The organism is Amycolatopsis ponsaeliensis, assembly GCF_030182635.1.
GTDB lineage: Bacteria > Actinomycetota > Actinomycetes > Mycobacteriales > Pseudonocardiaceae > Amycolatopsis > Amycolatopsis ponsaeliensis.
The window spans coordinates 1-22,718 of record NZ_JAPZLD010000010.1 but is presented as its reverse complement, the minus strand read 5'-3'; the positions used below and the strand labels follow the sequence as shown (position 1 = coordinate 22,718).

General features: G+C 69.3%; 22 protein-coding genes. 13 read left to right on the top strand and 9 right to left on the bottom strand.

The window, feature by feature from the left end:
• Window positions 1–58: 58 nt before the first annotated feature.
• From QQ657_RS16610 to QQ657_RS16600, 3 genes are read right to left on the bottom strand one after another with little or no spacing between them, the layout of a single operon-like run.
• A complete protein-coding gene (locus tag QQ657_RS16610; RefSeq protein ID WP_284743046.1) occupies window positions 59–832 on the bottom strand; it encodes an amino acid ABC transporter ATP-binding protein in 774 nt (257 codons plus the stop codon).
• Window positions 829–1,761, bottom strand: a complete 933-nt coding sequence (locus tag QQ657_RS16605; protein ID WP_284743045.1) for an amino acid ABC transporter permease — start codon at window positions 1,759–1,761, stop codon at window positions 829–831. Before QQ657_RS16605 ends, QQ657_RS16610 begins: the two co-directional genes overlap by 4 nt.
• 17 nt (window positions 1,762–1,778) lie before the next feature.
• A complete protein-coding gene (locus tag QQ657_RS16600) occupies window positions 1,779–2,714 on the bottom strand; it encodes an ABC transporter substrate-binding protein (protein WP_284743044.1) in 936 nt (311 codons plus the stop codon).
• A 148-nt stretch (window positions 2,715–2,862) separates the two neighbouring features.
• On the opposite strand from QQ657_RS16600, the gene QQ657_RS16595 reads away from it, so the two are divergent.
• From QQ657_RS16595 to QQ657_RS16585, 3 genes are read left to right on the top strand one after another with little or no spacing between them, the layout of a single operon-like run.
• Window positions 2,863–4,518 (top strand): circularly permuted type 2 ATP-grasp protein, encoded by a 1,656-nt coding sequence (locus QQ657_RS16595; RefSeq protein ID WP_284743043.1) that lies wholly within the window; start codon window positions 2,863–2,865, stop codon window positions 4,516–4,518.
• A 9-nt stretch (window positions 4,519–4,527) separates the two neighbouring features.
• On the top strand, window positions 4,528–5,475 hold the full coding sequence (locus QQ657_RS16590; protein WP_284743042.1) for an alpha-E domain-containing protein: 948 nt from the start codon (window positions 4,528–4,530) through the stop codon (window positions 5,473–5,475).
• On the top strand, window positions 5,472–6,314 hold the full coding sequence (locus tag QQ657_RS16585) for a transglutaminase family protein (protein WP_284743041.1): 843 nt from the start codon (window positions 5,472–5,474) through the stop codon (window positions 6,312–6,314). The genes QQ657_RS16590 and QQ657_RS16585 overlap by 4 nt, the downstream gene beginning before the upstream one ends.
• 37 nt (window positions 6,315–6,351) lie before the next feature.
• On the opposite strand, the gene QQ657_RS16580 is transcribed toward QQ657_RS16585, so the two are convergent.
• Window positions 6,352–7,773, bottom strand: a complete 1,422-nt coding sequence (locus tag QQ657_RS16580; protein WP_284743040.1) for a M20/M25/M40 family metallo-hydrolase — start codon at window positions 7,771–7,773, stop codon at window positions 6,352–6,354.
• Between the two features lie 373 nt (window positions 7,774–8,146).
• On the opposite strand from QQ657_RS16580, the gene pdhA reads away from it, so the two are divergent.
• The 5 genes from pdhA to QQ657_RS16555 all read left to right on the top strand — a co-directional run bounded on the left by pdhA (window position 8,147) and on the right by QQ657_RS16555 (window position 14,407).
• Window positions 8,147–9,352 (top strand): pyruvate dehydrogenase (acetyl-transferring) E1 component subunit alpha, encoded by a 1,206-nt coding sequence (pdhA, locus tag QQ657_RS16575; RefSeq protein ID WP_284743039.1) that lies wholly within the window; start codon window positions 8,147–8,149, stop codon window positions 9,350–9,352.
• Window positions 9,352–10,344 carry an alpha-ketoacid dehydrogenase subunit beta gene (locus QQ657_RS16570; protein WP_284743038.1) on the top strand — a complete coding sequence of 331 codons (993 nt, stop codon included), beginning with the start codon at window positions 9,352–9,354 and terminating at the stop codon, window positions 10,342–10,344. The genes pdhA and QQ657_RS16570 overlap by 1 nt, the downstream gene beginning before the upstream one ends.
• 16 nt (window positions 10,345–10,360) lie before the next feature.
• On the top strand, window positions 10,361–11,692 hold the full coding sequence (locus tag QQ657_RS16565; protein WP_284743037.1) for a dihydrolipoamide acetyltransferase family protein: 1,332 nt from the start codon (window positions 10,361–10,363) through the stop codon (window positions 11,690–11,692).
• A gap of 157 nt (window positions 11,693–11,849) precedes the next feature.
• Window positions 11,850–12,440, top strand: coding sequence for a TetR/AcrR family transcriptional regulator (locus QQ657_RS16560; protein WP_284743287.1), 591 nt, complete (start codon window positions 11,850–11,852; stop codon window positions 12,438–12,440).
• 20 nt (window positions 12,441–12,460) lie between these two features.
• Window positions 12,461–14,407: an ABC transporter ATP-binding protein gene (locus tag QQ657_RS16555; protein WP_284743286.1), complete on the top strand. Its 1,947-nt coding sequence runs from the start codon at window positions 12,461–12,463 to the stop codon at window positions 14,405–14,407.
• Here the strand turns inward: QQ657_RS16555 and QQ657_RS16550 are convergent.
• Complete coding sequence (locus QQ657_RS16550; RefSeq protein WP_284743036.1) at window positions 14,404–15,321, bottom strand: quinone oxidoreductase family protein; 918 nt, start codon at window positions 15,319–15,321, stop codon at window positions 14,404–14,406. The genes QQ657_RS16555 and QQ657_RS16550 overlap by 4 nt on opposite strands.
• Window positions 15,322–15,401: 80 nt before the next feature.
• Here QQ657_RS16550 and QQ657_RS16545 point away from each other — a divergent pair, with 80 nt between their 5' ends.
• From QQ657_RS16545 to QQ657_RS16535, 3 genes are all read left to right on the top strand, one after another.
• Complete coding sequence (locus QQ657_RS16545) at window positions 15,402–15,953, top strand: TetR/AcrR family transcriptional regulator (RefSeq protein WP_284743035.1); 552 nt, start codon at window positions 15,402–15,404, stop codon at window positions 15,951–15,953.
• A gap of 77 nt (window positions 15,954–16,030) precedes the next feature.
• Window positions 16,031–16,498, top strand: coding sequence for an FxsA family protein (locus QQ657_RS16540; RefSeq protein WP_284743034.1), 468 nt, complete (start codon window positions 16,031–16,033; stop codon window positions 16,496–16,498).
• 63 nt (window positions 16,499–16,561) lie between these two features.
• On the top strand, window positions 16,562–16,936 hold the full coding sequence (locus QQ657_RS16535; protein WP_284743285.1) for a very short patch repair endonuclease: 375 nt from the start codon (window positions 16,562–16,564) through the stop codon (window positions 16,934–16,936).
• Window positions 16,937–17,000: 64 nt separating this feature from the next.
• On the opposite strand, the gene QQ657_RS16530 is transcribed toward QQ657_RS16535, so the two are convergent.
• Together QQ657_RS16530 and QQ657_RS16525 are read right to left on the bottom strand one after the other, a co-directional pair.
• Window positions 17,001–17,552: an SCP2 sterol-binding domain-containing protein gene (locus QQ657_RS16530; RefSeq protein WP_284743284.1), complete on the bottom strand. Its 552-nt coding sequence runs from the start codon at window positions 17,550–17,552 to the stop codon at window positions 17,001–17,003.
• 69 nt (window positions 17,553–17,621) lie between these two features.
• Window positions 17,622–18,284: an SCP2 sterol-binding domain-containing protein gene (locus tag QQ657_RS16525; protein WP_284743033.1), complete on the bottom strand. Its 663-nt coding sequence runs from the start codon at window positions 18,282–18,284 to the stop codon at window positions 17,622–17,624.
• Between the two features lie 126 nt (window positions 18,285–18,410).
• Here QQ657_RS16525 and QQ657_RS16520 point away from each other — a divergent pair, with 126 nt between their 5' ends.
• Window positions 18,411–19,067, top strand: coding sequence for a TetR/AcrR family transcriptional regulator (locus tag QQ657_RS16520; RefSeq protein ID WP_247059480.1), 657 nt, complete (start codon window positions 18,411–18,413; stop codon window positions 19,065–19,067).
• On the opposite strand, the gene QQ657_RS16515 is transcribed toward QQ657_RS16520, so the two are convergent.
• Window positions 19,059–19,901, bottom strand: a complete 843-nt coding sequence (locus QQ657_RS16515; RefSeq protein WP_284743032.1) for a MaoC family dehydratase — start codon at window positions 19,899–19,901, stop codon at window positions 19,059–19,061. The two genes, QQ657_RS16520 and QQ657_RS16515, sit on opposite strands and share 9 nt — an antisense overlap.
• A 1-nt stretch (window position 19,902) precedes the next feature.
• A complete protein-coding gene (locus tag QQ657_RS16510; RefSeq protein ID WP_284743031.1) occupies window positions 19,903–21,237 on the bottom strand; it encodes a 3-oxoacyl-ACP reductase in 1,335 nt (444 codons plus the stop codon).
• Between the two features lie 93 nt (window positions 21,238–21,330).
• Here QQ657_RS16510 and QQ657_RS16505 point away from each other — a divergent pair, with 93 nt between their 5' ends.
• Window positions 21,331–22,620, top strand: coding sequence for an acetyl-CoA C-acetyltransferase (locus tag QQ657_RS16505; protein ID WP_284743030.1), 1,290 nt, complete (start codon window positions 21,331–21,333; stop codon window positions 22,618–22,620).
• Window positions 22,621–22,718: the final 98 nt, after the last annotated feature.

Here is a 22,718-nt window from a genome sequence, read left to right as displayed (position 1 = left end):
AAGTAGCGAAAGCGAACGATATTCGCAGGCGTTTCGCAGGCCAACGGCCTTATTCACCTCAAGCGTTCGGGTTCAGCACCCGGGCGAGGAACGACTTCGTCCGCTCCTCGCGCGGGCTCCCGATGACCTGGTCGGGCGGGCCCTCTTCGACGACGACGCCGCCGTCCATGAACAGGACCTTGTCCGCCACCTCGCGCGCGAACTGCATCTCGTGCGTGACGACGACCATGGTCATGCCGTCCTTGGCGAGCTGCTTCATCACGCCCAGGACGTCGCCGACGAGCTCCGGGTCCAATGCGGACGTCGGCTCGTCGAACAGCATCAGCTTCGGCTTCATCGCGAGCGCCCGGGCGATCGCGACGCGCTGCTGCTGCCCGCCGGACAGCTGCGCCGGGTAGTTCTTCGCCTTGTCGCCGAGGCCGACGCGGTCCAGCAGCTCCAGCGCGCGCTCCCGCACCTGGGCCTTCGGCTCGCGCCGCACCTGGATCGGCGCCTCCATGACGTTCTCCAGCGCGGTCATGTGCGGGAAGAGGTTGAACCGCTGGAACACCATCCCGATGTCCTTGCGCTGGAACGCGACCTCGCTCTCCCGCAGCTCGTGCAGCTTGTCGCCACGCTGCCGGTAACCAACGAGCACGCCGTCGACGTACAGCCGGCCGGCGTCGATCTTCTCGAGGTGGTTGATGCAGCGCAGCAGCGTCGACTTGCCCGAGCCGGACGGCCCGATCAGGCAGAGCACCTCACGCTCGTTGACCTCGAGGTCGATGCCTTTGAGGACGTCGACGCTGCCGAAACTCTTGCAGATCCGCTGTGCGGAAACCACCGGCGTCATGTGACGTTCCCTCCACCCCGGCTGAACAATTTCGCTGCCCAGCCCTGGCGCTGAACCACGTCCCGCGAGGTGCCGCGCGAGAACCGCTTCTCGATCTGGATCTGGACCACCGTGAGCACCGATGTCATGAACAGGTACCAAAGCGCGGCCACGATGAGCAACGGCACGGTCTTCAGGTTCTGCGAATAGATGGTCTGCGCCGCGACCATCAGCTCGAAGTACCCGATCGCCACGACCAGTGACGTCGTCTTCAGCATGGAGATCGTCTCGTTGCCGGTCGGCGGGATGATCACCCGCATCGCCTGCGGCAGGATGATCCGCCGCAGGGTCCTGGTGCGGTTCATCCCCAACGCGCTCGCTGCTTCCAGCTGGCCGGAGTCGACCGACTGGATGCCACCGCGCACGATTTCCGCCATGTACGCGGCTTCGTTGAGGCCGAGGCCGAGCAGCGACGCCGTGAACTGCGTGATCAGCAGGTTCGTGTCCCAGCTGACGAACGTCGGCCCGAACGGGATGCCGAGCCCGATCCGCGAGTAGGCCAGGCCGAGGAAGTTCCAGATGATCAGCTGCGTGATCAGCGGGGTCCCACGGAACAGCCAGATGTAGAGCGCCGCGGCGCCCGACGTCAGCGGGTTGGGCGAAAGCCTCATGACGGCCAGCAGGATCCCGCCGAAGATCCCGATCAGCATCGAGATCACCGTCAGGATCAACGTGTTCTGCAGACCGCGCAGGATCCGGTCGTCGAACAGGAACTGGCCGACGACCGGCCACTGCAGGGCATCGTTCGTGATCACGCTGCGGACCACGATGAACGCCAGGAAGAGGATGATCACCCCGGCCACCCAGCGCCCGTAGTGGCGCACCGGGACGGCCTTGATGGACTCGGCGTCGTTCGGCGCCTCGGCGGGAGGCGCTTCGGAGGAGCTCACGAACTCAGTCCTTTGACTCAGGAAGCCGGGTTGATCTCCGACTTGGTGACCGCACCGGCCGAGGACAGACCCCACTTGTCGAGGATCTTCTTGTAGGCCCCGCTGTCGATGAGCTTCTGCACGGCGCCCTGGACGGCCTTGCCGTAGTCGCCGCTGTTCTTGCCGAGCACGATGCCGTAAGGCGCGGTGTCGTAGGGCTCGCCGACGACCTCGAGCGCGCCGTTCGTCTGCTTCACCGCGTAGTCGATGACCGGCGAGTCGGCCAGCTCGGCCTGCACTCGCTTCGCGGTGAGCGCCAGGTTGACGTCGGTCTGGGCCTGCAGCTGCGTGATCTCGATGGCCGGCTTCCCGCCACCGGTGCAGGCGGCGTTCTTCTTGTCGAGGTCCTCGACCTGCGTGGTGCCCTTCTGCACGGCGACCTTCTTGCCGCAGAGGTCGTCGACCTTGATGCCGTCCGGGTTGCCCTTCAGCACGCCCAGCGAGGTGCCGGCCTTGTAGTACGAGATCATGTCGACCGTCTGCAGCCGCTCGCTCGTGATGCTGAACGACGACATCGCCAGCTCGTACTTCTTCGAGCCGATGCCGGGGATGATGCCGTCGAACGAAGCGTTCTGGAACTCCATCTGCACGCCGAGCACCTGGCCGATGGCGGTGCCGAGGTCGACGTCGAAGCCGGCCGCCTTGCCGTTGTCCTGGAATTCGTTGGGCGGGTAGCTCTGGTCCTGGCCGACCAGGATCTTGCCGTCGGTCTTGACGTCGGCGGGCACCAGCGCGGCGAGCGCGTCGTCCTTCGCGACCGTGCCCGCGTCACCCGAACCAGTACCTGCCGGAGCGGCACTGCTCGAGCCGACGTCGCCGGCACCGCTACCACCCGCGCCGCAGGCCATGGTCAGTCCGACCAGGGCGAAAGCGGGCAACAGGGCGAGCGCCTTGAGTTGGGGTCCTCGGGCCACGTCGTCACTCCTCGTAGTTCTCAGTTCGTGAGAGCACGCATATTGCCACTCATCCATACCAAAGCACAGCACTGTCGAGTTACAGCGACGTTTCGCACCGCGCCCACCGGTGTGGGAGTGTCGCGCACGAAGGGGCACGTGGGTCAGGATGTCGTTCATGAACGCGACCCCGCCCCGGCTGCCCCCCTCCGGTCGACGCGCGAGGAAGGCGACGACCCGCCGGATCACCCGGCCGGGAGCCCGGTTCGACGGCTACCTCTCGCCGGACCGGCCGCACGCCGGCGCGTACGACGAGATGTTCGCCGCCGACGGGACGGTCCGCGGTCCGTACCGCGCGCTGTACGAGTCGATCGCCGCACTCGACGCCCACGACCTGAACTCGCGGTCGCTCGCGCTGGACCGGGCGATGGTCGACCAGGGCATCACGTTCTCACTGTCCGGCCAGGAGCGCCCGTTCCCGCTGGACCTGGTGCCGCGGGTGATCCAGGCGGCCGAGTGGTCGAAGCTCGAGCGGGGCGTGGCCCAGCGCGTCCGCGCGCTCGAGGCGTTCCTCGCCGACATCTACGGCGACCGCCAGATCCTGCGCGAGGGCGTGCTGCCGCGGCGGCTGATCACCTCGTGCGAGCACTTCCAGCGGGAGGCGTTCGGCATCAACCCGCCGAACGGCGTGCGCATCCACGTGTCCGGAGTGGACCTGGTGCGCGACGAGGAAGGCACGTTCCGGGTGCTGGAGGACAACCTCCGCAACCCGTCCGGGGTGTCGTACGTGATGGAGAACCGGCGGACGATGGCGCGGGTCTTCCCGGACCTGTTCGCCCAGCACCGCGTCCGGCCGGTCGGGGACTACGCGTCGCACCTGCTGCGGGCGCTGCGCGCGGCGGCCGCGGCGAACGTCGCCGACCCGATGGTCGTCGTGCTCACTCCCGGTGTCCACAACTCGGCGTACTTCGAGCACTCGCTGCTGGCCCGGCTGATGGGCGTCGAGCTGGTCGAAGGCCGCGACATGTTCTGCCGCGACAACGTCGTCTACCTGCGGACGACCGAGGGCGAGCGCCAGGTCGACGTCATCTACCGGCGCATCGACGACGAGTTCCTCGATCCGGTGCACTACCGGCCGGACTCGGTGCTCGGCATCGCCGGCGTCCTCAACGCGGCGCGCGCGGGCAACGTCGTCGTCGCGAACGCCGTCGGCAACGGCGTCGGCGACGACAAGCTCGTCTACACCTACGTGCCCGAGATGGTGAAGTACTACCTGAACGAGAAGCCGCTGCTGCCCAATGTGGACACGTTCCGGTGCTGGCTGCCGGACGAGTTCGACCACGTCATGGCGCACCTCGACGAGCTGGTCGTCAAGCCGGTCGAAGGCTCCGGCGGCTACGGGATCGTCTTCGGGCCCGAGGCGACCGCGGCGGAGCTGGCGACCCTGCGGCGGAAGGTGCGCGCGAACCGGCGCGGCTGGATCGCGCAGCCGGTGGTCCAGCTCTCCACGGTGCCGGCCAAGGTGGAGGACCGGCTCGCGCCGCGGCACGTCGACCTGCGGCCGTTCGCCGTCAACGACGGCAAGGACATCTTCGTGCTGCCCGGCGGGCTGACGCGGGTGGCGCTGCCGGAGGGCAGCCTGGTCGTCAACTCGTCGCAGGGCGGCGGTTCGAAGGACACGTGGGTGCTGGCGTCGCGCGCGTCCACCGTCGAACGAGAGCTCGAACAGCCCGCGCTCGGTGCGATGTCCACTGTGGACGGCCTGGTCGCCGAACAGGGACCCGAACTGACCTCGTCCCAACAGCAGCAGCAACAGCAGAGCTAGGGGGTCCGGATGCTGGCACGCAACGCGGAGTCGCTGTACTGGATCGGCCGGTACGTCGAACGCGCCGACGACACCTCCCGGATCCTCAACGTCTCGGTCCACCAGCTGCTGGAGGACGCGACGGTCGACCCGGACCACGCGAGCCGGCAGCTGCTGGCCGTCCTGGGCATCGACGACCCCGACGGAGACGCCCTCGACGTCTGGAAGCTGACCGAGCTGGTGGCGTACGCGAAGGACAACCCGGCGTCGATCGTCGGCTCGATCAACTCGGCGCGCGAGAACACGCGGGGCGCGCGCGAAGTCGTCCCGACCGAGCTGTGGGAATGCCTGAACGCGACGTGGAACGCGGTCCCGGACCGGCAGCGCTACGCCCGGCGCGCCGGGCCGCACGCGTTCCTGTCGTTCGTCGAGGAGCGCGCGGCGATGTTCGCCGGGCTCGCCGACTCGACGATGAGCCGGGACGACGGCTGGCTGTTCATGGTCCTCGGCCGCTCGATCGAACGCGCCGACATGGTGGTCCGGCTGCTGCTGTCGCGGGTCGCGGACCGTGCGTCGTCGCCGGGGTGGATCACGGTGCTGCGCTCGGCCGGCGCGCAGGACACGTACCTGAGGACGTACCGGGGCGCGCTGGACGCCGGCCGCGTCGTGCAGTTCCTGTTGCGGGACACACTGTTCCCGCGCTCGGTGTTCCACGCGCTGCGGCAGGCGGAGGAGTGCCTGCAGCGGCTCGACCCGGGCGGCGGCGCGCGCAACAACGAGAAGTCCGAGGCCCTGCGCGAGCTCGGCCGGGCGCGCAGCGAGCTGGAGTTCCTGCGCCCGGCGGACCTGCTGACGGACCTGCCGCGGCGGCTCGGGACGTTGCAGACGTCGATCAAGGAGATCGGCGAAGCGGTGTCGTTGCAGTACTTCAGCACGTCGCCGTGGGTGGCGTGGAGCGGTGCGGAGGTTTCGCTGTGACGTGGCAGCTGCGGGTGGCGCACCGGACGGGGTACCGGTACGCGACGCCGGCGACCCAGTCGTACAACGAGGCGCGGCTGACCCCGCGTTCGGACCGGCGCCAGACGACGGTCGCGACACGCATCGAAACGACCCCGGCGACCCGCGCCTACCGGTACACGGACTACTGGGGCACGGTCGTGACGTCGTTCGACCTCCACGCGCCGCACACGGAGTTCACGGTGCTGGCGACGTCGGTGGTGGAGACGGCGGACGAGGCCGAGCCGATCCGCACGGCGTCGTGGAAGGACCTGCGGAGCGAGACGGTGGTCGACCACCGCACGGAGTACCTGACCCCGACCGACTACACCCCGCGCGACGCCGCCCTGGCGCGCGAGGCCCGTTCGCTGCGGACCGGATTGGATCCGGCCGAGGCGGTGCTCGCGGTGTGCGAGTGGGTGAACAAGCAGCTGAAGTACCAGCCGGGCACGACGGGCGTCCACTCGACGGCGACGGACGCGTGGCAGGCGCGTGAAGGCGTGTGCCAGGACTTCGCGCACGTGACGCTGGTGATGCTGCGCGCGATCGGCGTCCCGGCCCGGTATGTGTCGGGGTACCTGCACACGAAACCGGACGCGAAGCTCGGCGAGGTGGTGGAGGGCGAGTCCCACGCGTGGGTCGACGTCTGGACCGGCGGGTGGTGGGCGTACGACCCGACGAACGCGATCCCGGTCGGGCCGCGGCATGTTTGGGTGGCGATGGGGCGGGACTATGCGGACGTGGCGCCGCTGAAGGGGATCTTCACGGGTGGCGGGCAGTCCACTTTGGACGTCTCGGTCCACCTGACCCGGCTGGGCTGAGCGGCGCTTTCGCGGTGAAAGCGCCGCTCAGACGGGATCAGCCGCGGGCGTGGGCGTCCAGGATGTGCGCCACGGCCTCGGTCACCCGCTGCGCGTAGTCCAGGTGCAGCCACTCGTCCGGCACGTGGATGTTCGAGTCGGCCCCGCACGCGCCGGTCACCAGGAACTGCGCCTCCGGGTACTTGCGGGAGAGCAGGCCCATGAACGGGATCGACCCGCCCATGCCGGTCGCGCGGTGGGGCTGGCCGAAGACCTCGTCGCTGACCGTGCGCAGGGCGTTCGTCAGCCACGGCGACTCGGTCGGCGCGTTCCAGCCGTCCTCCGCCTGCGGGTTGTGACCGAAGGTGACCTTCGCGCCGTACGGGACGTCGGTGGTCAGGGCCGCCTTCACGGCTTCGAGCCCCTTCGCGGCGTCGGCCGTCGGCGGGAGGCGGAAGCTCAGGGTCAACGTCGTGCTCTCGCGCAGGACGTTGCCGGCGTCGGCGGGCTTCGGGAAGCCGTCGGCACCGATGATCGACAGCGTCGGACGCCACGCGTTGTTGAGCATCAGCTCCAGTGCGTCTTCGGTGATCACCCGACCGCCCTCGACCAGCGGGAACGCCGTCGTCAGCGCCTCGGGGAAGTCCTGCGAGACGGCCTTGAGCTCGGCCAGCCGGTTCGCCGGGACGTCCACCTTGAGCTCGTCGAGCAGCAGATCGCCGGTCGCGCTGTCCTCGAGCCGCTCGATCAGCCGCCGCAGGACTCGGAACGAGCTGGCGACGACGCCGCTCGCGATGCCCGAGTGCTGCGCCGAGTCCAGCAGCTGCACCGTGACGTCGAGGTGCAGCATCCCGCGCAGGCTCGTGACCAGCCACAACCGCTCGTAGTCGCTGCCGCCGGCGTCGAGGCAGACCACCAGCGAGACCCCGCCGATCCGGTCGGCCAGGTGCTCGACGTACGCGGGCAGGTCCGGGCTGCCGGACTCCTCGCCGGTCTCCAGGAGCACCACGATCCGGGCGTGCTCGCCGCCGGCCGCGTGGACGGCTTCGATCGCCGTCGTCGCCGCGTAGCCGGAGTAGCCGTCGTCGACGGACCCGCGGCCGTACAGGCGGCCGTCGCGGATCACCGGGGTCCACGGGCCGAGGCCCTCGGACCAGCCGCCGACCGGGGGCTGCTTGTCGAGGTGGCCGTACATCAGGACGGTGCCCTTGCCCGCCGCGCCCGGGGTCGCCGGGACGTCGACGAGCAGCAGCGGGGTGCGGCCTTCGAGCTGCACGACGTCCAGGGTCGCCCCGGGCAGGTCGCGCGCGGCGATCCACTCGCGGACGTGGTCGACGGCGTTGGCCAGGTGGCCGGTCGTCGCCCACTCGGCGTCGAAGGCCGGGGACAAGGCGGGGATGGCCACCAGTCCGGACAGGCTCGGGATGACGTCATCGGTCCACGACGTCACGACGGATTCACGAACGGATTTCTGCTCCACGCCGCCCATGTTGCCACGCACGTCCCACCGTGCGGCACGTCACAAAGGCGGGCACGGAGCGCGAGCGCGCGTGTGCGCACGGCCGCCCGTGTGTGCGGACGCGCCTGGTGAGCCCGCCGACCGGCTCCCTACTCTCGTAGGTCCAATGCTCGGGCTTCCTAGCGTTTTGCCTGTTCAGGACCCGTTTCTCAGCAACAAATCAGCAACCGCGCCTGACGAAAGCGCAGACCTTCGTGCCAGGATGTCGGCGTGAACCGTCAATGCCGACGGTGACCGAGCGCTTCGGAGACCCGATGCGCTGGTCCCCGCCGGTGCAGTCGCTGTGGTCGCCACAAGCGGCCGCCAGAGGCACCGACACCGAGGAGCAACGCCCATGCCGTCCGAACAGTGGACGCACCCGGAGCCTGGAGATGGACCGGCCGCCGTCGCGGCCCAGCCTTCCCCCGAGCAGGTGATCGCCGGATTGCGAGCGACCAGCGAAGGTGGCGCTGAGCTGACTCAGCTGCTCACCCCCGAAGGCGAGCGGGTCCCGTCGCCCCAGTTCGACAAGTACGTCGACGACATCGATGACGAAGCCCTGCGCCAGCTGTACCGCGACATGGTGCTCGTCCGCCGCGCGGACCGCGAGGCCAACGCGATGCAGCGCCAGGGCCAGCTCGGCATCTGGGTCCCGCTGCTCGGCCAGGAGGCCGCGCAGATCGGCTCCGGCCGCGCGCTGAAGAAGAACGACATGGCGTTCCCCAGCTACCGCGAGCACGGCGTCGCGTACGCGCGCGGGGTCGACATGAAGGACCTGCTGGGCATCTTCCGGTGCACCGACCACAGCGGCTGGGACTACCAGGGCACGGGCTTCCACCCGTACACCATCGTGATCGGCAACCAGGTGCTCAACGCCGCCGGCTACGCGATGGGCCAGAAGTTCGAGGGCAAGGTCGGCGACGACGACGGCGAAGCGACCATCTGCTACTTCGGTGACGGCGCGACCTCGCAGGGCGACGTCCACGAAGGATTCGTCTGGGCTGCCGTCTACGACGCGCCGCTCGTGTTCTTCTGCCAGAACAACCAGTGGGCCATCTCGGAGCCGACCGAGCGCCAGTCGCGCCTGCCGCTCTACCAGCGCGCCCGCGGGTACGGCTTCCCCGGCATCCGCGTCGACGGCAACGACGTCCTAGCCTGCCTCGCGGTGTCCCGCTGGGCGCTCGACGAGTGCCGCCACGGCAACGGACCCGTCCTGATCGAGGCGTTCACCTACCGGATGGACGCGCACACGACGACCGACGACCCGTCGCGCTACCGGCTCTCCGACGAGCTCGAAGAGTGGAAGCTCAAGGACCCGATCGAGCGCGTCCGGGCGTTCCTGGCCCGCAAGGGCGGCGCCGACCACGCCTTCTTCGACAAGGTCCAGGAGGAAGCCGACGCCTTCGCCGCCGACCTGCGCGAGTACACGTTCAACATGCCGGAGCCGCCGCCGGAGAGGATCTTCAGCAACGTCTACGCCGAGGGCAACCCGGTGCTGGAGGCGCAGCGCGAAGAGTTCCTGTCCTACCTCGACGGCTTCGTATCGGCGGGTGAGCACTGATGACCGACCTCCAGAAACTCACCATCGGCAAGGCGCTCAACCTCGGCCTGCGCCGCGCGATGGAAGAGGACCCCAAGGTCCTGATCATGGGCGAGGACGTCGGCAAGCTCGGCGGCGTCTTCCGGATCACCGACGGCCTGCAGAAGGACTTCGGCGAGCAGCGCGTGCTGGACACGCCGCTGGCGGAGTCCGGCATCATCGGCACCGCGGTCGGCCTGGCCGTGCGCGGGTTCCGGCCGGTCTGCGAGATCCAGTTCGAGGGCTTCATCTTCCCCGGCTTCGACCAGATTTCGTCGCAGCTGGCGAAGCTGCACTACCGGACGCAGGGCAAGATCAAGATGCCCATCGTGATCCGGGTGCCGTTCGGCGGCGGGATCGGCGCGGTCGAGCACCACTCGGAGTCGCCGGAGTCGCTGTTCGCGCACATCCCGGGCCTCAAGGTCGTGTCCATTTCGAACGCCGTCGACGCCTACTGGGGCATCCAGCAGGCGATCAAGTCGGACGACCCGATCCTGTTCTTCGAGCCGAAGCGGCTGTACCACTCGGGTGCGCTGCGCACGGAGATCGACGTCGCGGGCACGCCGCAGCAGATGTTCTCCTCGCAGATCGTCCGTGAAGGTACGACGGCGACGGTCGTCGCGTACGGGCCTTCGGTGAAGGTCGCGCTCGACGCGGCCGCCGCAGCGGAGGACGAGGGCAAGTCTCTCGAGATCATCGACCTGCGCACGCTCTCGCCGCTGGACCTCGGCCCGGTGTTCGAGTCGGTGCGCAAGACCGGCCGGCTGATCGCGCTGTCGGAGGCGCCGTCCGAGTCGTCGCTGACGTCGGAGATCGCCGCGCGCGTCCAGCAGGAGTGCTTCTACTCGCTGGAAGCGCCCGTCCTCCGGGTGACCGGGTTCGACACGCCGTACCCGCCGGCCAAGCTCGAGGAGCACTACCTCCCCGACCTGGACCGGGTGCTGCACGCCGTCGACCGCTCACTCGCCTGGTAAGGGGGATCTCCGCGCAATGCCTACGTACAAACAGTTCCCCCTGGCCGACACGGCCGAGGGGCTGACCGAAGCCGACATTCTTTCTTGGCACGTGAAGCCGGGCGACACGGTGACGGTCAACCAGATCGTCGTCGAGATCGAGACCGCGAAGGCGGCCGTCGAGCTGCCGATCCCGTGGGCCGGGGTGGTCACGGAGCTGCACGTCGAGCCGGGGCAGACGGTGGAGGTCGGTACCGCGATCCTCACCATCGACGTCGACCCCGGTGGGGCGGCTGCTCCTGCTCCGGTTGCTGCTCCCGCTGCCGCCGCGCCTGCGGAGGAAGAGGAGATGAAGCCGCTGGTCGGCTACGGCTCCAAGGCCGTCGTCACGCAGCGGCGGGCCCGGAAGGGCGCGGCTCCCGCCGCTCCCGCTCCGGCTGCCGCTGTCGTCGCTCCTCCCGCTCCGGCTCCGGTCGCGGCTCCGCGCGGCGGGTACGTCCCACTGGCGAAGCCGCCGGTGCGGAAGCTGGCGAAGGACCTCGGCGTCGACCTGCACGCGCTGACCGGGAGCGCCGACGGTGGCGTGATCACCCGGGACGACGTCGAGCGGGCGGCGAACGGTTCGGCTGCTCCCGCTGTGTCCGCTGTGGACACCGGCTACGACCCGGCGACCCGCGAGCGGCGCGTGCCGATCAAGGGCGTCCGCAAGATGACCGCGGCGGCGATGGTGCAGAGCGCGTACACCGCTCCGCACGTCACGGAGTTCCTGACGATCGACGTCACGCCGATGATGGAGTTCCGCGAGAAGCTGAAGAAGTCGCGGGAGTTCGCCGGGGTGAAGGTCACGCCGCTGACGTTCGCGGCGAAGGCCGTGTGCCTGGCGGCGAAGCGCACCCCGGACATCAACGCGGTCTGGGACGAAGCGGCGCAGGAGATCGTCTACAAGGACTACGTGCACCTCGGGATCGCCGCGGCCACCCCGCGTGGCCTGATCGTGCCCAAGGTCCGCGACGCCGACTCGCTGTCGCTGAAGGAGCTCGCGGCCGCGTTGACGGAGCTCACGGACGTGGCCCGCGAGGGCAAGACGTCCCCGGCGGCGATGGCGAACGGCACGATCACGATCACCAACGTCGGCGTGTTCGGCGTCGACACCGGCACGCCGATCATCAACCCGGGCGAGTCCGCGATCCTGTGCCTCGGCGCGATCAAGGACCAGCCGTGGGTGGTGGACGGCGAGATCAAGGTCCGCAAGGTGCTCCAGCTGTCGCTGAGCTTCGACCACCGCGTGGTCGACGGCCAGCAGGGTTCGGAGTTCCTGGCCGACGTCGGCGCCCTGCTGGCCGACCCGGCCATGGCGATGACGTACTAGTTCCCATGCCATGAAGGGCACCCTCATGGGCGTTAACGCCCATGAGGGTGCCCTTCATGGTTTTCGCCGTCGGCATACTCGCTTGACGGAGTGAGCACTCACTCCGCACACTGGTCGCATGACACCAGCACCCGAAACCCGGCGGAGAGCGCCGGGCATGAGCGTCGAAGCCCGGCGCGCCATGATCGTGCACGCGGTGCTGCCGCTCCTGATCGAGCACGGCGCCGGCGTGACCACCAGCCAGATCGCCCGCGCCGCCGGCATCGGCGAGGGCACCATCTTCCGCGCGTTCAAGGACAAGGACGAGCTGTTCGACGCCTGCACGGCCGAGGCGCTGCGCCCCGACCACGTGCTCGACGCGATCGCCGAAATCCCGATCGACCAGCCCCTTGAAGACCGGCTCGTCGAGGCCGCCGACGCGCTCGGCGCGCACCTCGAGCGGATGGGCGCGCTGATGGGCGCCCTGCACGCGTCCGGCCGGCACAAGCAGCGCGATCCCGAGCAGCGCCTCAAGGACCGGCGCGGCACGTGGAAGGGCGGTCGCAGCGAGTCGATGGCCGCCATGCGCGGCGCCATCACCGAGCTGTTCGAGCCCGAAAAGGACCGGCTGCGGCTGGCCCCCGAGCAGCTGGCCGCGCTGTTCCTGACCCTGCTGTTCGGCGGCCGCCGGATGGCACCGCTCGATGACCCCGCCACCACGCGCCAGGTGGTCGACGTCTTCCTGCACGGCGCCGTGGAGGCCAAATGATCCCGGGCGGTGGGGGCGGCATGGAGTTCATGCTGGCTCGGCGAGGAAGGCGGCGGCACGCGTCGACGGTCCCGGAAAGCGGGCTCACCGGACCGGTCGAAATCCCCGAGCCCAAGCCGGAAGACCAGCCGAAGGACTGGCGATCCCGGCTGAAACGCGCGAAGACGTCGGTGGCGGGCACGGTCCGCGGCCTGCCGAAGGTCGTGCGGCTGACGTGGCAGGCCAGCCCGGTCCTGACGATCCTCCTGGCGCTGATCACGCTGCTGTCGGGCCTCCTGCCGACCGTGACCGCGTACATCGCGAAGCTGCTGCTCGACGCGGTCGTCGCGGCGATCCAGCACACGGGCACCACCGGCGACATCGTGAACGTCGCGCTGTTCCAGTTCGGCGTGCTCGCCGCGACCGCGATCAGCAGCGCGCTGACGTCGATCGCGCAGTCGCTGCTGCAGGAACGCATGACGCTGACCATCCGCCACCAGGTGATGGCGCACGCCAGCGAGCTGCACCTCGCGTACTTCGAGGGCTCGACGTCCTACGACATGCTGCGCCAGGCCGCGCAGGAGGCGCCGACGCGGCCGCTGTCGATGATGAACTCCGCACTGGGGCTCGTCCGGACGCTCATCACGTTCGGCAGCATGATCGCGCTGCTCGTCTCGATCAGCCCGCTGCTCGCGCTGGTCGCGCTGGTGGCGCCGATCCCGGCGTTCATCTCGCAGTCGAAGTACGGCTCGCGCGCGTTCTGGCTGACGTTCCTGATGTCGCCGATCAAGCGGCGGATGGACTACCTGTCGTCGCTGGTCACGACGGACACGTACGCCAAGGAGACGAAGCTGTTCGGGCTCGGCCCGTACTTCGTCGACCGGTTCCGCCGGCTCGGCCTGGTGTCGTACGAGCGACAGCGGAAGCTGACGATCAACCGCAACCTCAGCTCGACGTCGTGGGGGCTGCTGAGCACGCTCGCGGGCTCGGCGATCGCGTTGTACATCGCGCTGGAGGCGGTCGGCGGCCGGCTGACGCTCGGCGACTTGGCGCTGTACACGGCCGCGGCGACGTCCGTGCAGACGTCGGTGTCCGGGCTGTTCACGGCGTTTTCGGGGATGTACGAGAACAATCTCTACCTCGACACGCTGTACCGCTTCCTGGACACGAAGCCGGAGATCACAGCGCCTCCTGCACCGCGTCCCATGCCGTCCACAGTGGAGGGACACATCGAGTTCGACTCGGTGACCTTCGCCTACCCAGGCGCGGACGAGGCGGCGCTCGACAACGTCAGTTTTGAGATCCGCCCAGGCGAGACGGTGGCGGTGGTGGGCCGCAACGGCGCGGGCAAGTCGACGCTGTTCAAGCTGCTGTGCCGGTTGTACGACCCGACCGCCGGCCGCATCCTTCTGGACGACGTCGACATCCGCGAGTACGACCCGGTCGAGCTGCGCACGCGGATCAGCGCGATGTTCCAGGACTACGTGACCTACCAGGGAACGGCGGCGGAGAACATCGGCCTGGGCGACCTGACCCGGCTGGAAGATCGTCCCCACATCGAGGATTCGGCTCGCCGAGCGGGCGCGGACGAGCGCATCGAGCGGCTGCCCAGTGGTTACGACAGCCCGTTGGGGCGCTGGTTCGACCAGGGCGTGAGCTTGTCGGGCGGCGAGTGGCAGAAGATCGCTTTGGCGCGGGCGTTCCAGCGCGAGGCGCCGTTGTTGATCCTCGACGAGCCGACGTCGGCGCTGGACGCGCAGGCGGAGCACGATCTGTTCTCGCGGCTGCGTGAGTTGTCCGAGGGCCGGACGACGCTGTACATCTCCCACCGGTTCTCGACGGTGCGGCAGGCGGAGCGGATCCTGCTGCTGGACCACGGGAAGGTGGCGGAGTACGGGACGCACGAGGAGTTGATGGCGGCGAAGGCCGGGTACGCGGATCTGTTCACCCTTCAGGCGCAGGCGTACTTGGACGAGGTGCCGAGCTAGGGAACGAGCACGACCTTGCCGACGCCTTCGCGGCTCTCGACGCGCTCGTGCGCCGCGGCGGCTTCATCGAGGGGGTAGGTCCGGTCGATCACCGGCGTCAGCGTGCCGTCCGCGACGAGGTCGAGGGCCTCTTCGCGGGCGGCAGCGACGTCTCGGCCGTAGGCGTCGGGACCGCCGAAGCCGATCAAGGTGAGTCCGCGCGCCACGAGGCTCGCGACGGGGTACGCCGGAAACTCGCCGCTGAGCAGGCCGTAGGCGAGAATCCGGCCACGCGGCGCGAGTTTCGTCGCGAGCTCGGCGGCGCGCGCTCCGCCGATCGACTCGAAGACGACGTGGACGCCCTCGGGGACGTCCTTGCGCCATTCCGGGTCGTTGTGGTCGAGCACGACGTCCGCGTCCGGGACGGACTTCCCGCCGCCGGCCGTGGCGACAACCCGCGCGCCGCGGGCCTTCGCCAGCCGCGTCACATACCCGCCGATCGCCCCGGAAGCGGCCTCGGCCAGCACTGTTTCGCCCTCGATGACGTTCGCCGTGCGAAACAGCGCGAGCGCCACCGCGGCGGGGACAGCGGCAACAACGGCTTGCTCGGCGGTAACCCCGTCGGGCACCACCGTGTACTGGCTCGCGGCGACGACCTCGGCGTAGGCGCCACCGGTGAAGGACATGGTGACGACCCGGCGCCCGACGAGGGTTTCGTCGTCGGCCTCGATGACGATCCCCGCGGCTTCGTGCCCGAAGACCGTCGCTTCGCTGGAGGCGGGGAGGAGCCCGGCCCGCAGCTGGGTCTCGTAAAACGGGACCGCGACTGCCTCGACGCGGACCAGCACTTCGCCGTCCTGCCGGTGGGGTTCGGGCCGGTCCTCGACCTTCAGCACTTCCGGGCCACCCGTGCCGTACAGCACCACTGCGCGCATTGCCGCTCCCTAACTGGACCATCGGTCAACTTACGGTCGCCTACTATATGGACCGTCAGTCAACTTGTCGAGGAGCTTCCATGGAACGCGCCGACGCGGCCCGCAACCGCCGGGCGATCCTGCGCGCGACCGAGGAGCTCCTGGAGACGAACGAGCTTTCGCAGGTTTCGATGGATCGCGTCGCGGCCGCGGCCGGCGTCGGCAAGGGGACGGTGTTCCACCGCTTCGGAAACCGCGAAGGCCTGATGCGCGCGCTGGTGGAGGAGCGAGTGCGAGCGCTTTCTTCCGCGGTGGACTCAGGCCCGCCACCCCTGGGGCCGGGCGCCTCGCCGTCTGCGCGGCTCGCGGCGTTCTTCGACGCGGTGGTCGAGTTGGCGACCCGCAACGTGAAGGTGATGGCGGCGTTCGAGCAGGCGTCGACGGACCGGCTGAACAACCCGATCTACGTGTCGTGGCACGCCCACGTCCGAGACCTGCTCGCCGCGGCGGCGCCATCCCTCGATTCGGACTTGATCGCGCACCTGCTGCTGGGCTCGTTGCACAGCGACTTGATGCTGCACCTGCTGCGCACAGGCGAGACCCACCGGCTGACCACCGGCTTGCGCTCGATGATCGAGACGCTGCTGCGCTGACCTGGTACCGGGAACAGCGACCGACCGGTCCGTCCGTGGTCCGGGAGCAAATCGGACGGGTCGTTCGTTGTAGGAGTATGGCTGTCGCGTTCCTGCTTTACGTCTTCGCCGAGATCGCCGCGATCTGGGCGGTGGGTTCGACTGTCGGCGTCCTCGGCACGCTGGGCCTCCTCCTGGCCGGCGCGTTCATCGGCTCCTGGCTGGCCCGCCGCGAAGGCGCCAAGGCGATGAGGGCGTTCATGGACGCCGCCCGGGCTGGGCAGCCGGCGGAGAAGGAACTCACCGACGGGATGCTGGTGGGTCTCGGCGGCGTGTTGATCCTGGTCCCGGGTTTCGTTTCCGACGTGCTGGGGTTGCTGTTGATGCTGCCGCCGTCGCGCGCGGTGGCTCGGCGGTTGTGGTTGAAGCGGATGGAGAAGCGGGCGGTGCGGTTCGCCAACCAGCGACGTGGGCCGGTGATGGTGGTGGACAGTGAGGTGGTCCCCGAGGCGCCGCGTCGGCAGGAGCAGCCAACCGTCATCGAGGGCCGGATCGTGGAGAACTGACTCGGGCCTTGCCACAATGTGCGCGTGGAGCGCCTGAAGACCACATCCGCGGTACGCATCCGGATGAGCAAGCAGAAGTCCCGGAACACCGGGATCGAGATGACACTGCGCAAGATCCTCCACGCCGCCGGCTTTCGCTACCGAGTGCACCGGCGACCGGTCAAAGGGGTGCGGCGGGAGGCAGACCTGGTCTTCGGCCCTGCCCGTGTAGCAGTCTTCGTCGACGGGTGTTTCTGGCACGGGTGTCCCGTGCACGCAACGTGGCCGAAGAACAACGCGGACTTTTGGCGCGAGAAGATCGAAACCAACCGCAGGCGTGACGCCGACACCGACACTCGACTCGACGAAGCCGGCTGGCTTGCACTTCGAATCTGGGAACACGAGACCGCGGAGACCGCCGCGGACCGCGTCATAAAAGCAGTCCGCGGACGCCGATGAAGGTCCTTCAGAAGTCAGTCGGCCACGGGTAGTCGGGTGGGAAGGATGCCCCTTGTCGTGGGGGCTAGTCAGTGCTGGGCTTGGGGATGTCGAAGTAGCTGGAGAACCGCACCGCCGGGGCGTACTCGCCCTTGACCTTCACCCGGCCCGTCACGAACATCGCCGCCACTGCTGCGTTACCTGTGGCCATCCGGATGAAGTCGTCCACCGACAGCGTGATCGTCGTGTCCGGGGTGCGTGACAAGTCCGTCGAAGAAACGCACACGCCGTCCTCGATCACTGTCTGGAAACGGTCGTAGCCGTCCTCGCCGTCTCCCTCGGAAAAGCGCCAGGAAACCACGAAGTCCACATGGCGCGCTCGCTCCGGCAAGAAATGCTCGGACATTCGGCGGAAAATCTCGTCCAGGAACACTGAACGCAGCTCCGCGTGGTCCGCGATCGCCTTCAGCTGGTCTCGCGAAGAGCGCTTGACCACGTCCACCAGGACGTCCGTCGACAGGGAGCTCAGCTCGATGCCCGCGCCCGACTCGCCCAGCATGTGCAGGGTTTCCAGGACCTGGATGAACTGGGTGGGCGTCAGGTTGCCGATGACGAGCTTGTCCGCGAACGCGTTCACCGCGTGGCCGGCGCGAACTCCGCGGGGCCGGGAAAGGCGCCACTTCGCTTTTCGGGGCACAGGGACGGACTATACGGGGTGCGGGAGGTCGAAGAATCCGATCAGGCCCGCCGCGAAGGCCAAATCGCCCTTGACCTTGATTCTGCCCGTGACGAACAACACTGCCGGCGTCGCCTGGTGGGTAATGAGCCGGAAGAAGTCCGCCGGGGCGGTTGTGATCGTGACCCGTGGCGAGGAGCGCATCTCGCGGCTCACCGTGCACGAACCGTGCGAAATCACCGTCTCGTAGCGGTCGTAGCCACCCTCGCCGACGCCGCCCGACAGGCGCCAGTGGACCACCGCGTGCAGGTCACGGGCCCTGTCAGACCTGATGTGCGCGCCCATGCGGGCGAAGATCTCGTCCAGCACGCGCTCCCGCAGGGGCCTCTCCGCGACGACGCTCTCGAGCTGCGCGCGGGACGCCGAAGACACCAGAGACGCGAACCGCGCCGGCTCGACCTTGCTCAGGTCGAACGCGGGGGCGCGCTCCGCCAGGCGAAGCAGCGCCGCCAGGAGTCTTCGGAAGTCGTCCTTGCCGAGGTCGCGGGGGTTGACCGCCTCCGCCAGTGCGTTGACGTCGAGAGCGTGCGCCTCGGGGCCGAGCGGGTCGAGCCGCTCCAGCCTGTCCAGCAGTGCCGCTCCACGGAGCTCCGCGACCTGATCTGCGCTGGTCATCCCGGCGTTGTCGGCCATCGTCACTCCCTCTCAAGTTACTCACACGTAGGCTACCCGCCAGTAGGTAGGCGGGCAAGCGTGCCGAAATCACCCTCCCGGGGCAACGCCCGGTACCGTCTCCGGGCAGCAACAGGGAGGTCCAGCGTGTCAGAGGATGATCAGCGTCCGCCCGAGCGGGCGCGGCGGCTACCGCGCGCCGTGCGCGAGCGGCAGATCCTGGACGCCGCCGTCCAGGTGTTCTCGCGTCACGGCTACCACGCGGCCTCGATGGACGAGATCTCCGACGTCGCCGGCGTCTCGAAGCCGATGATCTACACCTACCTCGGGTCCAAGGAGGACCTGTTCGGCGCGTGCATCCGCCGCGAGGCGACCCGCCTGCTCGAAGCCATCCAGGCCGGGGTGAAGCCCGATCTGCCGCCGGACATGCAGCTCTGGCACGGCCTGCGGTCGTTCTACCGCTTCGTCGCGGAGTACCGCGAGTCGTGGACGGTGCTGCACCGCCAGGCGCTGACCGTCGGCGGGGCGTTCGCCGCGGAGGTCACCGACATGCGGGCGCGCGCGATCCAGCTGGTCGCCGCGCTCGTCGTGTCCGCGGGTACTCGCAAGGGCGTCGGCGAGCAGGCCGAGTTCTCCGGCGAAGGCCTGTCCGCGGCGCTGGTCGGGGCGGCCGAGTCGCTGGCCGACTGGGCCCTCGACCACCCCGACATCTCCGACGGCGTCCTCGCGTCGTGGCTGATGAACCTCGTCTGGCTCGGCTTCAACGACCTCATCGAGGGCGAGGTCTGGAAGCCGTCAGAGTGAGGTGATCGTGCCGTCCAGGTGTGGCTTCGACTTGCTCCACAGCTCGAACGCCCAGCCGTCGCCGTCGGCCCAGGACGTGAAGCCCGCCTTGGCCGGCAGCAGCACCGGCTGCTTGAAACGGACGTCCACCGTGAACGCCGATGGCAGCCGGCCCTCGAACGCGGCCAGGGCGTGGGCCTTCGTCCACATCCCGTGGGCGATCGCGCGGGGGAAGCCGAACAGGCGCGCCGTCAGCGGGTGCAGGTGGATCGGGTTGCGGTCGCCCGAGACCTCCGCGTACCGCCTGCCGATGTCGCCGGGCACTCGCCAGATCGCGTCCGGCGTCGGCGGGGCGAGCTGGTCGCGCCGGGAAGTAGAACCCGAAGAAGAGCCGCGACGCAGGTAGGTGCTGACGTCGGCCCACACCAGGTCGTCCCCGGCCCAAGCCTCGCTGACGACGTCGAACTGACGGCCCTTCTCGTGCGGGCGCAGGTTCTCCGCGCGCACCCGGATCGTCAGTGGCTCGCCCAGGCGCAGCGCGCGGTGCTGGGTGATCCGGTTCGCCACGTGGACCATGCCGAGCAGCGGGAACGGGAACGCCGGCTCGGTCATCAGCGCCATCTGCAGCGGGAACGCCAGCATGTGCGGGTACGTCGCCGGCAGCTCGTCGCTCAGCCGGAAGCCGCACACCGTGTTGTACGCCGCCAGGTGTGCCGGGTCGACGACGACGCCCGTCCGCACCAGCTCCGTGTCCGGCAGCGAAGAGCCGGACGACTTGCGCAGCACGCCGCCGAGCAGTGCCTTCGGGTACAGCGTGGCCAGGCTCGGGGTGCTGTCGAGTTCGCGGATCGCCACGTCACGCCCCCAGCAGGGCCTGGCCGCAGACGCGGACCACGTTGCCGTTCACCGCGGCCGACGCCGGGTTCGCGTACCAGGCGATCGTCTCGGCGACGTCGACCGGGAGGCCGCCCTGGCCGAGGCTGGACAGCCGCCGGCCGGCCTCGCGGATGAACAGCGGGACCGCCGCCGTCATCTTCGTCTCGATGAACCCGGGCGCGACCGCGTTGATCGTGCCGCCGTACGCCGCGAGCTGCGGCGCGCCGACGTTCACCATGCCGATGACGCCCGCCTTCGACGTCGCGTAGTTCGCCTGGCCGACGTTGCCGGCGATGCCCGCGATCGACGAGACGCCGATGATGCGGCCGTTCTCCCGCAGGATCTTGTCGCCGAGCAGCTTGTCGTTCACCGCGAGCTGCGCCGCCAGGTTCACCGCGATCACCGAGTCCCACGCGCTCTCGCTCATGTTGCCCAGCGTCTTGTCGCGCGTGATGCCCGCGTTGTGCACGACGACGTCGACGCCGCCGTGACGCTCCTTCAGGTACTCCGCGAGCTTCGCGGGCGCGCTCGGCGAAGTGATGTCGAGCTGCAGCGACGACCCGCCGATCTTGTTCGCCACCTTGGACAGGTCGCCGCCCTGGGCGGGGATGTCGAGCGCGACGACGTGCGCGCCATCGCGGGCCAGCACCTCGGCGATCGCCGCGCCGATGCCGCGGGACGCGCCGGTGACCAGCGCGACCTTGCCGTCGAGGGGCTTCTCCCAGCTGGCGGGCGCCGAAGCCGTCTTGCCTTCGGCGCCGATCCGGATGACCTGCGCGTCGACGAACGCGGACTTCGCGGAGAGCAGGAAGCGCAGCGTCGACTCCGTCGCTTCTTCGGCGCCTTCGGCGACGTACACGAGCTGAGCCGTCGCGCCGCGCTTCAGCTCCTTGCCCACGGAGCGCACGAAGCCCTCGAGAGCGCGCTGAGCGATCCGCTCGCGGCCTTCGACCTGCTCCGGCGGCGTGCCCAGGATGACGACGCGGCCGGACGGCCCGACGCTGCGGATCACCGGGTGGAAGAAGTCGTAGACCTCGCGCAGGCTCGAAGGGTCGGTGACGCCGGTGGCGTCGAAGACGAGCGCCGCGTGCCGGTCACCCGAAGTGGTGACGACGTCGATGCCGGCGTCGGCCAGCTGGTCACGAAGGGTTTTCTCGAGCCGTCCGCCGGGCGCGGCGCCGAGAAGTGCGGGACCCTCGAGGGCGGGTTGCCCGGGCTTGTACCGGCGCAGCGTGGCGGGGTTGGGCAGGCCGAGCTTCGGCACCACGAACTTCCCCAACGGGGTTTTCGTGAACTGCTGGTACCTGTCAGCCATCGAATGCCTCCCGTGCAGTCTGCGTCACGTCGCAGTCTAACCTACTTGCGAGTAGGTTACAGTGTGAGAGAGCCGACCAGAGAGGTGACGTTCATGCCGCCCAGGAAGACAGCAGCCGTCCGCAAGGTCGCGATCATCGGCGGCAACCGGATCCCCTTCGCGCGGTCGAACGGCCCGTACGCGAAGGCGTCGAACCAGGACATGTTCACCGCCGCGCTCGACGGCCTGGTCAGCCGTTTCTCACTGCAGGGCGAGGTGCTCGGCGAGGTCGCCGCCGGCGCCGTGCTCAAGCACTCGAAGGACTTCAACCTGGCCCGCGAGAGCGTGCTCGGCAGCAAGCTCTCGCCCGCGACGCCCGCGTCCGACGTCCAGATGGCGTGCGGCACCGGCCTGCAGGCCATCGTCAACGTCGCCAACAAGATCGCGCTCGGCCAGATCGACTCGGCCATCGCCGGCGGCGTCGACACGACGAGCGACGCGCCGCTGGCCGTCAACGAGGACCTGCGCCAGATCCTCATCCAGCTCAACGCCGCGAAGACGCTCGGGGACCGGCTCAAGCTCGTCGCGAAGATCCGGCCCGGGCACATCGTCCCGGCGATCCCGCGCAACGAGGAGCCGCGCACCGGCCTCTCGATGGGCGAACACGCGGCGCTCACGGCGAAGATCTGGGAGATCACCCGCGAGGCGCAGGACGAGCTGGCCGCGGCCAGCCACCAGCACCTCGCCGCCGCCTACGACCGCGGGTTCTTCGACGACCTCGTGACGCCGTTCCTCAAGCTCGCGCGCGACCAGAACCTGCGCGCCGACTCGACCGCGGAGAAGCTCGCCAAGCTCAAGCCGGCCTTCGGCGGCCCCGGCGGCACGATGACCGCGGGCAACTCGACGCCGCTGACCGACGGCGCGTCGACCGTCCTGCTCGCCACCGACGAGTGGGCGAAGGCGCACAAGCTGCCGGTGCAGGCGTACCTGACGTTCTCGCAGACCGCCGCCGTCGACTACGTCCACGGCGAGGAAGGCCTGCTGATGGCGCCCGCGTACGCCGTGCCGCGGATGCTCTCGCGCGCCGGGCTTTCACTGCAGGACTTCGACTTCTACGAGATCCACGAGGCGTTCGCGTCGCAGGTGCTGGCCACGCTCAAGGCGTGGGAGGACCCGGCGTTCGCCAAGGAGAAGCTGGAGCTGGACGAGCCGCTCGGCGCCATCGACCGGACGAAGCTCAACGTCAACGGCTCGTCGCTGGCGGCCGGGCACCCGTTCGCCGCGACCGGCGGCCGGATCGTCGCGACGCTGGCGAAGCTGCTGCACGAGAAGGGATCCGGCCGTGGCCTGATCTCGATCTGCGCGGCGGGCGGCCAGGGCATCACCGCGATCCTGGAGAAGTAGCCCAAGTGCCGTTAAGGCCACCATAAGGGCGGCAGACCCCCGGTAGGTGGGCCTAAACGCCCATGGGGGTCAGCGGGGGGGCGCCATGGGGGGCCCCG

Bases quoted from the DNA above. Each gene is read 5' to 3' on its own strand.
- QQ657_RS16610 (WP_284743046.1), bottom strand. From the start codon at position 832: ATGACGCCGGTGGTTTCCGCACAGCGGATCTGCAAGAGTTTCGGCAGC.
- QQ657_RS16595 (WP_284743043.1), top strand. From the start codon at position 2,863: ATGTCGTTCATGAACGCGACCCCGCCCCGGCTGCCCCCCTCCGGTCGA.
- QQ657_RS16590 (WP_284743042.1), top strand. From the start codon at position 4,528: ATGCTGGCACGCAACGCGGAGTCGCTGTACTGGATCGGCCGGTACGTC.
- pdhA (WP_284743039.1), top strand. From the start codon at position 8,147: ATGCCGTCCGAACAGTGGACGCACCCGGAGCCTGGAGATGGACCGGCC.
- QQ657_RS16570 (WP_284743038.1), top strand. From the start codon at position 9,352: ATGACCGACCTCCAGAAACTCACCATCGGCAAGGCGCTCAACCTCGGC.
- QQ657_RS16565 (WP_284743037.1), top strand. From the start codon at position 10,361: ATGCCTACGTACAAACAGTTCCCCCTGGCCGACACGGCCGAGGGGCTG.
- QQ657_RS16560 (WP_284743287.1), top strand. From the start codon at position 11,850: ATGAGCGTCGAAGCCCGGCGCGCCATGATCGTGCACGCGGTGCTGCCG.
- QQ657_RS16555 (WP_284743286.1), top strand. From the start codon at position 12,461: ATGGAGTTCATGCTGGCTCGGCGAGGAAGGCGGCGGCACGCGTCGACG.
- QQ657_RS16550 (WP_284743036.1), bottom strand. From the start codon at position 15,321: ATGCGCGCAGTGGTGCTGTACGGCACGGGTGGCCCGGAAGTGCTGAAG.
- QQ657_RS16545 (WP_284743035.1), top strand. From the start codon at position 15,402: ATGGAACGCGCCGACGCGGCCCGCAACCGCCGGGCGATCCTGCGCGCG.
- QQ657_RS16540 (WP_284743034.1), top strand. From the start codon at position 16,031: ATGGCTGTCGCGTTCCTGCTTTACGTCTTCGCCGAGATCGCCGCGATC.
- QQ657_RS16535 (WP_284743285.1), top strand. From the start codon at position 16,562: ATGAGCAAGCAGAAGTCCCGGAACACCGGGATCGAGATGACACTGCGC.
- QQ657_RS16525 (WP_284743033.1), bottom strand. From the start codon at position 18,284: ATGGCCGACAACGCCGGGATGACCAGCGCAGATCAGGTCGCGGAGCTC.
- QQ657_RS16510 (WP_284743031.1), bottom strand. From the start codon at position 21,237: ATGGCTGACAGGTACCAGCAGTTCACGAAAACCCCGTTGGGGAAGTTC.
- QQ657_RS16505 (WP_284743030.1), top strand. From the start codon at position 21,331: ATGCCGCCCAGGAAGACAGCAGCCGTCCGCAAGGTCGCGATCATCGGC.